At 28.5% G+C, this 13,235-nt stretch carries 15 protein-coding genes; all 15 read left to right on the top strand.

Going from position 1 to position 13,235, the window contains the following annotated elements; all coding sequences use genetic code 11:
* Window positions 1-38 precede the first annotated feature (38 nt).
* The 15 genes from T369_RS0101530 to T369_RS0101460 all read left to right on the top strand — a co-directional run bounded on the left by T369_RS0101530 (window position 39) and on the right by T369_RS0101460 (window position 13,071).
* Entirely contained in the window at window positions 39-1,124 is a 1,086-nt protein-coding gene (locus T369_RS0101530) for a GTP-binding protein (RefSeq protein WP_031550827.1), read from the top strand.
* Window positions 1,125-1,220: 96 nt separating this feature from the next.
* Window positions 1,221-1,805, top strand: coding sequence for a methyltransferase domain-containing protein (locus T369_RS0101525; RefSeq protein WP_031550823.1), 585 nt, complete (start codon window positions 1,221-1,223; stop codon window positions 1,803-1,805).
* Window positions 1,806-1,832: 27 nt separating this feature from the next.
* Entirely contained in the window at window positions 1,833-1,976 is a 144-nt protein-coding gene (locus T369_RS0101520; RefSeq protein WP_006363668.1) for a hypothetical protein, read from the top strand.
* A gap of 140 nt (window positions 1,977-2,116) precedes the next feature.
* A complete protein-coding gene (locus T369_RS0101515) occupies window positions 2,117-2,794 on the top strand; it encodes a response regulator transcription factor (protein ID WP_031550820.1) in 678 nt (225 codons plus the stop codon).
* Window positions 2,787-4,019: a sensor histidine kinase gene (locus T369_RS0101510; RefSeq protein ID WP_031550818.1), complete on the top strand. Its 1,233-nt coding sequence runs from the start codon at window positions 2,787-2,789 to the stop codon at window positions 4,017-4,019. Before T369_RS0101515 ends, T369_RS0101510 begins: the two co-directional genes overlap by 8 nt.
* Before the next feature lie 186 nt (window positions 4,020-4,205).
* Window positions 4,206-4,571 (top strand): hypothetical protein, encoded by a 366-nt coding sequence (locus T369_RS0101505; RefSeq protein ID WP_031550815.1) that lies wholly within the window; start codon window positions 4,206-4,208, stop codon window positions 4,569-4,571.
* Window positions 4,572-4,607: 36 nt separating this feature from the next.
* The gene (locus T369_RS0101500; protein WP_031550812.1) at window positions 4,608-5,072 is read left to right on the top strand and encodes a DUF4064 domain-containing protein; all 465 of its coding nucleotides are present in this window, start codon (window positions 4,608-4,610) and stop codon (window positions 5,070-5,072) included.
* 187 nt (window positions 5,073-5,259) lie between these two features.
* A complete protein-coding gene (locus T369_RS0101495; RefSeq protein ID WP_081821890.1) occupies window positions 5,260-5,646 on the top strand; it encodes a hypothetical protein in 387 nt (128 codons plus the stop codon).
* Window positions 5,647-5,658: 12 nt separating this feature from the next.
* Window positions 5,659-6,606, top strand: coding sequence for a polyprenyl synthetase family protein (locus T369_RS0101490; RefSeq protein WP_031550807.1), 948 nt, complete (start codon window positions 5,659-5,661; stop codon window positions 6,604-6,606).
* Window position 6,607: 1 nt separating this feature from the next.
* Complete coding sequence (locus tag T369_RS0101485) at window positions 6,608-7,777, top strand: tetratricopeptide repeat protein (protein ID WP_031550803.1); 1,170 nt, start codon at window positions 6,608-6,610, stop codon at window positions 7,775-7,777.
* A gap of 33 nt (window positions 7,778-7,810) precedes the next feature.
* Entirely contained in the window at window positions 7,811-8,566 is a 756-nt protein-coding gene (locus T369_RS0101480; protein ID WP_031550800.1) for a GNAT family N-acetyltransferase, read from the top strand.
* 161 nt (window positions 8,567-8,727) lie between these two features.
* Complete coding sequence (locus tag T369_RS0101475) at window positions 8,728-9,678, top strand: serine hydrolase (protein WP_031550797.1); 951 nt, start codon at window positions 8,728-8,730, stop codon at window positions 9,676-9,678.
* A 145-nt stretch (window positions 9,679-9,823) separates the two neighbouring features.
* A complete protein-coding gene (locus T369_RS0101470; protein WP_031550793.1) occupies window positions 9,824-11,284 on the top strand; it encodes a DEAD/DEAH box helicase in 1,461 nt (486 codons plus the stop codon).
* Window positions 11,285-11,432: 148 nt separating this feature from the next.
* Complete coding sequence (locus T369_RS0101465; protein ID WP_031550791.1) at window positions 11,433-12,695, top strand: competence/damage-inducible protein A; 1,263 nt, start codon at window positions 11,433-11,435, stop codon at window positions 12,693-12,695.
* Between the two features lie 73 nt (window positions 12,696-12,768).
* Window positions 12,769-13,071, top strand: coding sequence for a hypothetical protein (locus T369_RS0101460; protein ID WP_031550788.1), 303 nt, complete (start codon window positions 12,769-12,771; stop codon window positions 13,069-13,071).
* The last annotated feature ends 164 nt before the right edge of the window (window positions 13,072-13,235 follow it).

Here is a 13,235-nt window from a genome sequence, read left to right as displayed (position 1 = left end):
CAAATAAAATATACTTTTAACTAAAGGAGAGAGTTAATATGTCAAACAAAACAGATTTAATTTTAGTAGGTGGCTTTTTAGGAGCTGGGAAAACTAGTCTTTTATGGGAAGTTGCAAAACGTTTGAACTCAAAAGGACGTAAAGTAGGATTAATTACTAATGACCAAGCTAGTGAATTAGTAGATACTTCATTTTTAGAAACAAATAATGATATTGTTGAAGAAGTAAGTGGAAGCTGTTTCTGCTGTAACTTTGGTGGATTTGCTGAAGCAATTGCACACCTTCAAGAAGCTAATAACAGTGATATTATTTTAGCTGAACCTGTTGGTAGTTGTACAGATTTATCTGCAACAATTATGCAACCATTAAAAGAAAAATATAGCGATAAAGTTAATTTAAAACAATTAACAGCATTAGCAGATCCAACTCGCCTAAGAGCTGTACTAAAAGATCACTCAAATCCTGGAGATTATATTATCTATAAACAATTTGAAGAAGCAGATGTAATCTTAATTAATAAAACAGACTTATTATCAGAAGCTGAGTTATCTGAATTAGTAGAACAAACTAAAAAAGAATTCAACAATGAAAATGTACTTACAGCAAGTGTTAAAACTGGTGAAGGACTAGATGAATGGTTTAACTATATCGTTAATAGTGAAAAAGAAGTAGGACGTAGAATAGTTGAAGTTGACTATGATACATATGCTGATGGGGAAGCGCTATTTGGTTGGTTAAATGGAACATATAGTGTAGCGAAAGAAGAAAACTTCAATGAACTTGCGGCTGCATTTCTAGCTAATTTAGGTGAACGTTTTGACTCACAAGGATTAAACGTAGGACACGTTAAATTCTTATTACAAGGTAAAAACGAAGGTATTGTAGGTAATATCGTTGGTAAAAAAGAAACTGGAAGTTTACGTACTCTAGATAGTAAAAGTGATGATGTGTACTTAACAGTTAATGCACGTGTTGAAGTGCACCCAGATACTTTAGTAGAAATAGTTAAAGAAGAAGTAGAAAGAGTATTCAGTGCTGTAGGTTATAAACAAGAAAAACTTAATGCACTTATTCCTGGACGACCAAATCCTACATTTAGATATAGAGAAATCGTTAAGCTGTAATTTTAGTAAAAAAATAATAATTATGGTAGAATATCAATAAGTAATAGTTGCTTGGATGCTGATTCAAGCAACTATATTCTTAGAGGAGGAAGATGCATGTCAAATAATAATTTAAAAATTAGATTATCTGTAGATTCTTTTTATGATAATATTTCAAAGAAAAAACAAAAAACTAAAATTGACCCTAAACAACTAAGTAAGTCATTAGGTTATGATGAAAAAATTATTAATGAGTTTCCTGACGAAATTAATATGGGGTTATCATGTGGAAACCCAGTTAATCATTTGAAAATAAAAGAAGGTCAATCTCTTATTGACTTAGGTTGTGGAGCAGGAATGGATATCTTTATTACAAAGATGAAAAATCCAAAAGTAGGAACTTTATATGGGCTTGATAGATTAGATTCTATGTTAGAAAAAGCTAAAAAAGTTCGAGACAATAAGAAGTTCGATAACATTGAGTTTATAAAAGGAGAATTAATTGATATTCCTTTAGAAGATAATTCAGTAGATAGAGTAATAAGTAACTGTGTTATTAACTTAGAACCTGATAAACAAAAAGTATATGATGAAATATATCGAATACTAAAAGATGATGGTATGTTTGTAATATCTGATATTCTTCTTAAACAAGAATTACCAACAGAATGGAAAAACTCTGAAAAGCTGTACTGTACTTGAGTTGCAGGTGCTCTTCTGGAAGAAGAGATGGCGAATATAATAAAAAAAGCAGGATTTACAAAGTTCCAAATTATTAATTCTGATGTAACAGATGAATATGCTGAAAAATGGGGTTATGGTAAAGGGATGAAAGACTATATCCAAAGTGGTTTATTAATTGGTAGAAAATAAACTTATAATGAAGTAAGGTTACAAAAAACTTACTTCATTAATTTTGGTAAGTTATGTAAATAATATTAGTTCTTTAAACTTGATTTTAGTTACTTTTACTATAATTAGAATGAAATATATTATAGATTGGAGTGTAAGGAATGAGGGTATTACTTGCAGAAGATGAAAGAGATTTGGCTGATGCACTCGAAGCAATGCTAAAACACAATAATTACTCGGTTGATACTGTAGATAATGGACAAGACGCCTTAGACTATCTAATGTTGGATGACTATGATGGAGCAATATTAGATGTTATGATGCCTAAGATGGACGGCGTAACAGTAGTTCAAAAATTAAGGGAAAATAAGAAAAGCACACCAGTATTATTACTTACTGCAAAATCAGAGATAGAAGACAAAGTATATGGTTTAGACAGCGGTGCTGATGATTACCTAACAAAACCATTTGTAATTAAGGAGTTGTTAGCTAGAGTTCGTTCAATGACAAGAAGACAGACAACATTCACTAGTAATGTTTTAGAACTTGGGAATGTAAGTCTAAGTAAATATACTTTTGAGCTTTCTACTGAAAAAGATAAGGTGAGATTATCTAATAAAGAATATCAAATGATGGAAATGCTAATGCGTAATCCAGGTAATGTAATTCAAACGGAGCAATTTTTAGAAAGAATCTGGGGTTACGATAGTGATTCAGAAATAAATGTAGTATGGGTTAATATTTCATATTTAAGAAAAAAATTAAAAGCATTAGATGCGAATGTACAAATTAAAGCAACTAGAAATGTTGGGTACACATTGGAGATAGTAGATGTTTAAGAGTCTTAGAAGAAAGTTTGTTGCAACATCAGTAGCTAGTGTAGCGGTAGTAATAATTTTAATGGCGAGTACTTTGAACTTTATTAACTATTACAAAATGGGGCAGAGGGTAGATGATTCATTATATGAAGCATCAAAATCCTCAGCCCTAGTAACTATTTTTAGTGATGGTGAAGAAGATATGATAGTTACAAAAAATACAGCTTCAAAAACGCCGAACAATAATGGATTCTCCATCGCTAAAATAGATGAAAATAAAAATGTAATTCGTTCATATCGTGATGACGTGTTAATTAAAGGTAAAGATGACCTTCAAAAGCTAGTAACAGAGGCTTTAAAAGAATCTGATACTAGTGGTTATGTTGGAACATATAGATATTTAAAAGTAAATAATGATGCAGGTAACTTAGTATTATTATTAAATACTCAGCGTGATTTAGATTCATTCCATGCGTTTATGAGAAATAGTATTATTGTTTCGTTAATAGTTATTCTTTCAGTTTTTATTTTATTAGTATTAATTTCTAAAAAAGTAATAGCACCTATTCAACAAAGTTACCAAAAACAAAAGCAATTTATTACTGATGCGAGTCATGAATTAAAAACACCATTAGCGATAATACGCTCTAATACCGATGTACTAGAGTTGGAAAATGGAGACTCAAAATGGACGAAAAATATTCAAAACCAAGTTGATAGATTAACTAGTTTAGTAAATAGTCTAGTAGTGTTTAGTCGTATGGAAGAAAAAGATACAGTAGAAAAAGTTAAATTTAACTTATCTGAGGCATTACATGTAAGAATCGATGATTTTGAAGAACTTGCGAGTTTCCAAAAGAAACATTTTAACGCAGATATTGATAATAACATATTTTATAGAGGGGAACAACAAGCTATTGTTCAACTAATGGACATATTATTAGAAAATGCAATAAAATATGCTACTAAAGAAACGAATATTAATGTAACCCTAAAGAAAAATAAAAAATATGCCACAATGAAAATTTCTAATAAAGCTAGTGTTAAAAAAGGTGATTTAAGAAAAGTATTTGATAGATTTTACCGTTTGGATGAATCTAGAAATAGTACTATAAAAGGCTATGGTATTGGTTTATCTATGGCTAAACTAATAGCTGAAAAACACAAAGAAGTAATAAAAGCTTATGCTCCAGAAGATGGAATTTTCGAAATAGAAATGCGATTCACATTAGATGATAGAAGATAAAATAATAGATAGAACTTAAAATAAAAATAGTTTTAAGTTCTATTTTTATTTTAAAAAATATAAAATTAATCTTAAAAAGCTAGTATATAAATGAAAAAATTAGTATAATATACTTATATGAATTAATAATATAAGTAATTAAATTTTGTATTTATAATCACTTTTAAGAGTAAGGAGGAAATTAAAATGATAAAACATCTTGTTGAGTTGGGATTTAGAATATTTGTTCTAGCAGGAATAGTTTATATGGTCAGCAAAGGTTACACTGATTTTAGCACAAATACAATAATAATTTCATTAGGATTATTAGTAATTATTGGCTTACCGTTTTTAATAAAAGTTTTTAATAAAGAATTAGTAAATGGTAAAAAAGATTATGGTACAAGTATAGTATTTGCTAACTATGTATTATTAGCGTTCCTACTATTTGAAGCATTTATCAATAGAGAATTTGTTAGACAACATATAGTAGTGTTAGTTGTAGTATTTATTGTTCAAGCAGCATTAGCATCTAGTGATTTTACTGCAGTTTCAAAGAAAAAAAGAGGATAATAATATAAATTTAAATAATGATTGGAGTTGTGAAATATGAAACCTTTTAAAAGAACAGTAGAAAAAGTATTGTCTTGGATAGCAAATGTATTTTTAATATTGTTTACTGGAGTACTTTGGTATATGCACAGTAGAGATATACTGCATGATCAAGGATTTGTTGTTAAATTTAAAGAAGAATTAGCAAAACGTCCAAATACCAATATCGGTTACACAGCAGATGAGTTAATTAATCAGATGGCATTGGGGCTTAAGTATTATACAGTATTTTATATAGTATTAACTATTATTGCGATAATAGCGACAATTACAATAAAAAAACGTATTGTTGCCGGTGTATTACTTTTACTAGTTGCAATAATAACAGCAATTACTTCAGGAGGAGTATTAATACCTTGTTATTTATTACACTTTATAGCTGCAATAATGCTATTTGTTAGAAAAGAACCAGCACCTTTAGGTTTAAATCAAGAACATATAGAGAGAGTTAATTATCTATAAAAAATTAATAGAAATAAGATTACATTAAATTTTTAATTTAGGTAATCTTATTTTTAATTTCTAAGAATTAATTTATATTTTATTTGCAAAAGTGAAGATAATATGGATAAAATAGTATATGAAATTTTTATTAATGGGGATTATATGGTATAATTTAGAGAGATAAATTGTAGAAGGATAAACTATTGTGAGATATAATTATAATAACGAAGTAATAAAAAAATTAAATATTACACAATTCATAAATAAGAATAATTTTAATAATGAAAATTATAACTTAGCTATATTTTGTGCATTAAGTGCAGTTTATGAGCACTATAAGAAGGATGTAAAAGATATATCTACAACATCTTTATTATTAGGTGATTACTATAGCTTTGAATATTATAGTTTACTTCAAAATGATTTAGATAAATTAAAATTGTTAACAAATGTTATGAAAAAAGGATATTTAGATTTAATTAATAATAATATTAGCTTAAATAAGTTCGTTATTAATATAATTGAAGTATGGTTTAGATTTTATAATTTTACGTTTGAAGATAAAGATTTGACAGAATTAACTAGCTTATAGATGGAGAAAACAATGTTAAAACAATATGATGAACTAGTTCAGGAAGTCCTAGAAGATATTTTTGTTATTACTAAAAGTGAAGATGAAAAATTAAATCAGGTAATAAAAAAGTACTTTTCAGCAGGAGGGAAGCGAGTTAGGGTATTGCTTCTGTTGATTTGCTCGAAACTAGGGGACTTTAATAACAATAAAAAGAATATTATACGAATGGCTAGCATTGTTGAAATTATCCATACGGCTAGTCTTATTCATGATGATATAATAGATAAAGCTGAAACTAGAAGAGGAAATATTACTTTAAATAAAGAGTTTGGAGATGAGTTTGCCCTTTTAGTTGGTGACTATCTTTTTTCAATTGTCCTAAGGGAAGTTTCAGAATTTGAAAATGAGCTTATACATAGTTATTTAGCAACCACATTAAAAGAGCTCTGTATAGGAGAATTAATTCAAGAAGATGGTTTGTATAATTTAAATACAAGACGCTTAGATTATTTGAGGAAAATTAAAAGAAAAACTGCTATTTTAATTGCTTTTGCTACAGTTTCTGGAAGCATAATTTCAGGAGCTAAAAAAGAAGATGTAGATAGTAGTTATAGATTTGGGTACTATTTAGGAATGAGTTATCAAATAATTGACGACTATTTAGACTTTGCTGGAGGAACTGCCTCATTAGGAAAAGAAACTGGTCAGGATCTTGTTAACGGTAATATAACGCTACCTGCCCTAATAGCTAAAGAGAAAAACGAAAATTTATTTTTAGATTTTAATAGAAGTATTAATCTTGAGAAAAAAAATGTGATTATAGATTATATTAAAAATAATAAAGATATTTTAGATGAAACTCTAAGTATTAGTCAAAGATATTTAGATAAAGCAGAAAACAGTATTGCTGAAATAAATGAAGAAGTAAATAAAGAATTAATCTTTATTATGAATAGATTAGCAAGGAGAGAAAATTAGAATGGAAATAGAACAATTTTTAAATGAATTAGAAAATATTGACTTTGAATCGATTGATAGAGAACAACAAGAAAGTTTTCGAACTATATTATTAGACAATGGTTTATTTGACAAAGCATTAGAATTATCAGAAGTTATTTATAATCAAAATAAAGAAGATGATGCAGCGATAGAAAGTTATGTCCACAACTTAATGTATCTAGATAAAAAAGATGAAGCGTTAGTGGTTCTTTATAATTCACCGAAGACACCTGCTGTATTGTATTTAGAAGGATTAATCTATAAGGAAGATGAACTTTTTGAAATTGCAGAAGAAAAATTTGTTCGTGCTAGAGAACTAACAGATGTAAAAGAAGCCGTTAGAGCTATAGATAAAGAATTAGTTGCAATTTATTTGGAAACAGGTCGTGAAGAAAAAGCAAAAGACATGAGCGAAAAAATATACCATGAAGAACCATCATTAGAAAATTTCCAAGTAGCGTTTGATAACTTAATAGCTTTAGGTATGTTTGAAGAGGCAATTAATTTTTATAAAGATTATGGTAAAGATTATGAAGATCCAAATGTAATATTTGCAGCAGCATTTGCTTACAACCAAATGCAAGATTTAGAAAATTCTAAATTGTGCTTATTAAAAATTATTTCAATAGCTCCAGATTTCCCAGAAGCATACTTACATCTAGGACATATGTCTAAAGGAGATGAAGCTAAAAAATACCTTGAGAAATACATAGAGTTACAAGGTTTAGCAATGAGTGCATACTTACACTTAATCTCTTTATATAAAGAAGATCGTGAATATGATAAAACAAGAAACTTAATGAAAAATGTACTAACTTCAATGGGAATTTCAGAAGAAACTCTATTTATTTCTATAAATGCATTGAAATCTTTATATGAATATGATAAAATTCATGAGTTATATACTCAACATGCATTAATCCAAGATGATCCTATTCTTTTAGGAGCAGCACTAAATGCACTATCTGAAGAAGAGGATTACATCGATTTTGTTGCAGAAGAAGCTATAAGATATTACGAATTATTACATGATGAACCTACATATCCTGAGACATTGAAAAATGTTTATGCCTTAACTGGAAATCAAGAAATTCTAGAAATAATTAAGCATTTTGAGCATCACCATGGACCTCATGGTCATCATCATTAAGAAAAAATAATAATAGTAGAATGGAGGTGTAATATGAATTATAGTTTTAAAAATATTTATTCAAAAGCAAAAGTAGCAGTTGAAACGGATAGATATGTTATTTATCAAACATTAAAATCTAAATTAAACTTTAGTGGTAATTATCTTCTTATGAAGAAAGAAGCGGAAACTATAGAAGACTTAGAATATTATATAACGTCTTGTCGAAACTTTTTCCGTGATAAAGGTGTTGATTTTATTCATATTGCTTCCTCAGAAAATACTAGTCTTCCTAAAAAACTTAATAAATATTTAAAAAAACAGGGGTATAATGAAATTAATTTGGATTTATATCACTTAGATATTAATGATTTTATAGAGCAAGAGGAAACAGAGTATACTGTAGAATATTTACAAAAGAAAGATCTTAGTAAATATTTAAAATTCCAGTATAAAATTGATATTGAATCAAGTAATGAAGAATGGGCAGAACATAATCAGGAATTACTGTATGATGAGATTCGTTCAGAAAATATTAAACAATTAGTAGCAAAAGATGAAGATAAAATTGTTGCTGCTGTAAACATTATAGTAAAAACAGATTATTTTGAAATAGATAATCTTTATGTTAGTAAAGAATATAGAAGAAGGGGTATAGCAATGCAACTATTAAGCTATGCTATAAAAAATGAAAATAAGGCTAATATAGTTTTAGTTGCAGATGCTAATGATACACCTAAATATATGTATGAAAAAGTAGGATTTAAGAAAATTTCAGAACAAGATTTTTATTTAAAATCGAAACTTTAATATCTATAATAAAGGTACCTAATATAAAAAGATAAAGGTATCTTTATTTTGTGGATATAAATTTTTTAAGAATATTCAAAAAAAAATTATTGATGTACTAAAAAAACTGTAGTAAACTTATATTATGAGTGTTTTGGCGAAGGAAGTGAGAAAAAGAGAAAATGAAAAAAATATTTAAAAGAATATTAAAGTTCTTTATTGAAACATCTGTAGTAATATTAATGACCTATGTTGTTTTTTCAGCTGGAGAATATTTAAAAGCAAAAAAAGATGCTGAAAAAGGTCAGAATAATAGTGTTCAACAAATAGATAATAGTGAACAGAAAGAACAAGAAAAAGAACAACAACCAGCTCAAGAAAAGAAAAAAATGAGTAAAATTGAGTTAGATGAAGCTATGAATAAAATAATAGCAAAATATAAAGGTAATAATGAAATTGGAATAGTATACAAAAACTTTTCAACGGGTTATAGATATGCTGTAAATGATGATAAGTATTTTACTGCAGCAAGTACAGTAAAAGTTGCCTATGCTATGAAAGTTTACGATAGAATCAAAAAAGGTGAACTATCAGAAGATACAGATATACCATATAATAGTAGTGACCTAGAGGAAGGTGCAGGAGATATTACTAACAAACCTAAAAAAAGTAGCTACAAACTTGATTATGTTATCCAAAATATGATTCAATTTTCAGATAATACTGCGACAAAAATGATTTCAGGTAGTAATTCTAGTGCGCAAACTACTTTAATTAACTATTTTGCTGAACTAGGAGTAACTCTTCCAGCAAAAGAAGCCAAAAACAATAGAGTAACACCAAAAATGATGGAAGCATTATGGACAAAACTATATAATGAGAGAGATAGTTATACAAAACTTCTTGAATACTTAGAAAACTCAGAAGATAGCGAGTGGATAAAAAAAGGAATTCCAAATAAAAAAATAGCTAGTAAATATGGTGGAATAAGTACATATATGCATGATACAGCAATAGTATTTGGAAATGAAGATTATATGTTGTTAATTTACACTAATAATTTAAGCCATTCTGGAGATAGTATTGCAAAAATGGCTAAATCAATTAATGAATTAACTGATAGTAATATGTAAGCGGTAAAGAGGATAGTAGAAATGCTATCCTCTTTATTTTTTTGAAAATCAGTGTGAAATCGATGTACTTACTTAATTAAATATGATATAATAATCTAGTTATATAAAAAAGAGTATATAAAAATGAGAAAACAAGGAGAAATAAATGACAACATTTGAAGAATTAGGAGTCAGTAGAGAAGTAGTAGAATCACTTTCAAAAATGAACTTCCAATCTCCTACTGGTATTCAAACAGAAACAATTCCATACGTATTTTCGGGAATTGATATTCTAGCCCAAGCGCAAACAGGGTCAGGAAAAACTGGTGCATTTGGGATACCAATCGTAGACATTGTAAGAAGAAGTGAAGAACTACAATCACTAGTGTTAGCTCCTACAAGAGAATTAGCACAACAAGTTGGTGAGCAACTAAGATTAATGGCACGTGCTAAAGGATTAAAAGTAAGCATAATTTTTGGTGGAACAAGTATTGAACGACAAATACAAGACCTTAAAAAACGTCCACAAATAGTTGTAGGTACACCAGGTAGAGTAATTGATCATATCAATAGAAGAACATTGAAACTAGATAATTTAACACATCTAGTATTAGATGAGGCTGATGAAATGTTAAATATGGGATTCATAGAAGATGTGAGATTTATCCTATCTAAAATAACATCAAATCACCAAACATTATTATTCTCAGCTACTATGCCAAAAACAATTATGGAACTTTCTAAAGACTTTATGAAAGACTATAAACTTATAAAAACAATGAGTGATGAGGATTTAAATCCAGACATCAAAGAATATGCAACAATAGCTAGAGAAAATGAAAAATTAGAAACATTGATTGGATTTTTAGATGTTCAAAACCCTAATTTAGCAATTGTCTTTGGACGTACTAAACGAAGAGTAGATGAATTATCTAGTGCTTTAATCGCAAAAGGTTACTTAGCTGAAGGGTTACACGGAGATATCACACAATCTAAACGTTTAGAAATCTTACGTAAATTTAAAAATAATTCATTACAAATATTAGTAGCTACAGATGTAGCAGCACGTGGGATAGATATTAGTGATGTAACACATGTTTACAACTTTGACATTCCTCAAGACACAGAAAGCTATACACACAGAATAGGTAGAACAGGTAGAGCAGGGAAATCTGGTGTTGCGGTAACATTCTTAAATCCAATTGAGATGCCATATCTAAAAGATATAGAAAATTCTCGTGGTGAAAGAATGAAAATGCTTAGACCATATACAAAAGAAGAGGTTAAAAAAGCACGACAAAACAGATTATTTGAGGAAGTAGTATCTGAACTTTCAGATAACCATGTAGAATTAAATAGTTTAGCTAATAAATTATTAGCGGAAGCTAATGCAGAAAAAATAATAACAGTACTATTAAACAAGCTTATTAATGATAAAAAAGAAGTTGATGTTGAACTTTCATTTGAAAAACCACTTCCTAGAAAACAAGAAAAAGGAAGAGGTTCTTCTAGATCAAATAATAGAAGAAGACGCTCTGATAATAGAGATAGAAAACCTAAAAATGAAAGACGTAGTACTGATAAAAAATTCTTCGACAAAAAAGGAAGAAGAATGCAAAATAAATAAAATTCAAATACTAAATTTGAATGATAAAGGCCATCAAGTATATGGTCTTTATTTTTTTCCCTCATTGATGTAGAATATAATTAGTGGTTAATAAAATTTCTTTTTTATAAAAAAATAGAAGTTTTTTACTTGAATGGAGGAATAAAAAATGAGAGTTGAACTAGTTTCTGTAGGAACAGAATTATTATTAGGGGATATAGTAAATACTAATACTGCATACTTATCAAAAGAATTAGCAGCACTAGGTATAGGAGTATATCGTCATACTACAGTTGGTGACAATCATGATAGATTGATTGATACTCTAAAAACAGCATTTTCAGAAAATGATACGGTTATTATTACTGGAGGATTAGGTCCTACCGATGATGATATCACAAAAGAATGTGCTGCAGAATATTTTGGTCGTGATTTTTATTTTCATGAATACTCATGGGTAAAAATACTAGAAAGAATTGCGCGTTCTGGAATGAGTACGGTAACTAATAATAACAAAAAACAAGCAATGATACCTGATGGAGCAATTATATTAGAGAACTTTTGTGGAACAGCACCTGGTATAATTTTAGAAGAAGAAAATAAAAGAATTATATTAATGCCTGGGCCACCTAGAGAAATGAAAGATATGTTTGAAAAAAGCGTAAGACCATATCTTCAAAAATTTAGTACTAAAAAATTTGTTTCTAAATATGTACGTTTCTATGGAATAGGAGAATCACTACTTGAGACAAAAATTAAGCATATTTTAGATAGCCAAGATAATCCTACTCTAGCTCTATATGCAAAAACAGGGGAGGTATTATTAAGAATAACTGCTAGTGCAGATTCAATTGAGGAATGTGAAAAATTAATAGATGCTCAACTTAAAGAGATAGAAGAAATAGTAGGAGATAAAATCTATTTAGTTGGAGGAGAAGATATATCTTCTAGTCAAACAGAACTACATAATGTAGTAGCTGGATTACTTATAGAAAACGAGCTTACTATCTCAATTGCTGAATCACTAACTGGTGGAAGACTAACTTCTATGTTAGTAGATAAAAGTGGTATTTCAAGCTCATTATTAGAAGGTATAGTTTGCTATTCTAATAAATCTAAAGTTTCTGCTTTAGGTGTGAAAGAGGAAACTTTAGAAAAATATGGAGCAGTTAGTGAGCAGACAGCTAAAGAGATGGTTCAAGGTATTGCCAAAAGACTTAATAGTGATATAGCAGTAGCAACTACAGGAATTGCTGGTCCAAATAGTGATGAGAGTGGAAAGCCTGTTGGATTAGTATATATAGCGACATATTACAAAGGTGATATAAATGTTGCTGAGGTAGAATTTGTTGGAAATAGAGAGCTAATTCGTACAAGAGCAAGCGTTGAAGCATTAAATGAAATAAGAAAAATTATTTTAAAAAATACATAGTTTTTGCTTGTAAAGTTCAAATATTTTTTGTATAATTAATAAAAATATAATATAAAGAAAAAGAGGAGATTTTATGTATACGATAAACTTATCTAGTTTGGAGTCCCCAGATCCCAGGTTCTCGCAAGATGATGAATATTCCCAGGACTTCAATACAGAAATAGACTATGAAGATGAAATTTTAACTGATTATGCTGATGAAAGTTATAATGAGGTAGAATTCAACACTCCAGATGAGGAGTTTTTAGATTACTCTAATGAGATGTTCCTTTACAAGGAGTATTCGTATGATTTTGCAGACGATTATGACTACGAATATGATGAAGTTAGTATATCTAATGATCAAATAATGTTAGAAAATATAAGTGAAATATAGTTAACATTTAAAGAATATACAACAGGGGTTTTTGCAAGTAATTAATATATACTTACAAGAATCCCTGTTTTTTATAACGTAATTTTTAGCTATATTTAAGAAATATTTATTATAATAATTGACGAAAAATTTTATAGATAATATAATAATTATTACGAGAAAGG

The sequence above is a fragment of the Gemella sanguinis ATCC 700632 genome (assembly GCF_000701685.1).
GTDB lineage: Bacteria > Bacillota > Bacilli > Staphylococcales > Gemellaceae > Gemella > Gemella sanguinis.
This window is presented reverse-complemented; position numbering and strand designations above follow the sequence as displayed.

Coding starts and splice junctions, on each gene's coding strand:
- T369_RS0101515 (WP_031550820.1), top strand. CDS start 2,117: ATGAGGGTATTACTTGCAGAAGATGAAAGAGATTTGGCTGATGCACTC.
- T369_RS0101530 (WP_031550827.1), top strand. CDS start 39: ATGTCAAACAAAACAGATTTAATTTTAGTAGGTGGCTTTTTAGGAGCT.
- T369_RS0101510 (WP_031550818.1), top strand. CDS start 2,787: ATGTTTAAGAGTCTTAGAAGAAAGTTTGTTGCAACATCAGTAGCTAGT.
- T369_RS0101490 (WP_031550807.1), top strand. CDS start 5,659: ATGTTAAAACAATATGATGAACTAGTTCAGGAAGTCCTAGAAGATATT.
- T369_RS0101465 (WP_031550791.1), top strand. CDS start 11,433: ATGAGAGTTGAACTAGTTTCTGTAGGAACAGAATTATTATTAGGGGAT.
- T369_RS0101480 (WP_031550800.1), top strand. CDS start 7,811: ATGAATTATAGTTTTAAAAATATTTATTCAAAAGCAAAAGTAGCAGTT.
- T369_RS0101460 (WP_031550788.1), top strand. CDS start 12,769: ATGTATACGATAAACTTATCTAGTTTGGAGTCCCCAGATCCCAGGTTC.
- T369_RS0101475 (WP_031550797.1), top strand. CDS start 8,728: ATGAAAAAAATATTTAAAAGAATATTAAAGTTCTTTATTGAAACATCT.
- T369_RS0101500 (WP_031550812.1), top strand. CDS start 4,608: ATGAAACCTTTTAAAAGAACAGTAGAAAAAGTATTGTCTTGGATAGCA.
- T369_RS0101485 (WP_031550803.1), top strand. CDS start 6,608: ATGGAAATAGAACAATTTTTAAATGAATTAGAAAATATTGACTTTGAA.
- T369_RS0101505 (WP_031550815.1), top strand. CDS start 4,206: ATGATAAAACATCTTGTTGAGTTGGGATTTAGAATATTTGTTCTAGCA.
- T369_RS0101470 (WP_031550793.1), top strand. CDS start 9,824: ATGACAACATTTGAAGAATTAGGAGTCAGTAGAGAAGTAGTAGAATCA.
- T369_RS0101520 (WP_006363668.1), top strand. CDS start 1,833: ATGGCGAATATAATAAAAAAAGCAGGATTTACAAAGTTCCAAATTATT.
- T369_RS0101525 (WP_031550823.1), top strand. CDS start 1,221: ATGTCAAATAATAATTTAAAAATTAGATTATCTGTAGATTCTTTTTAT.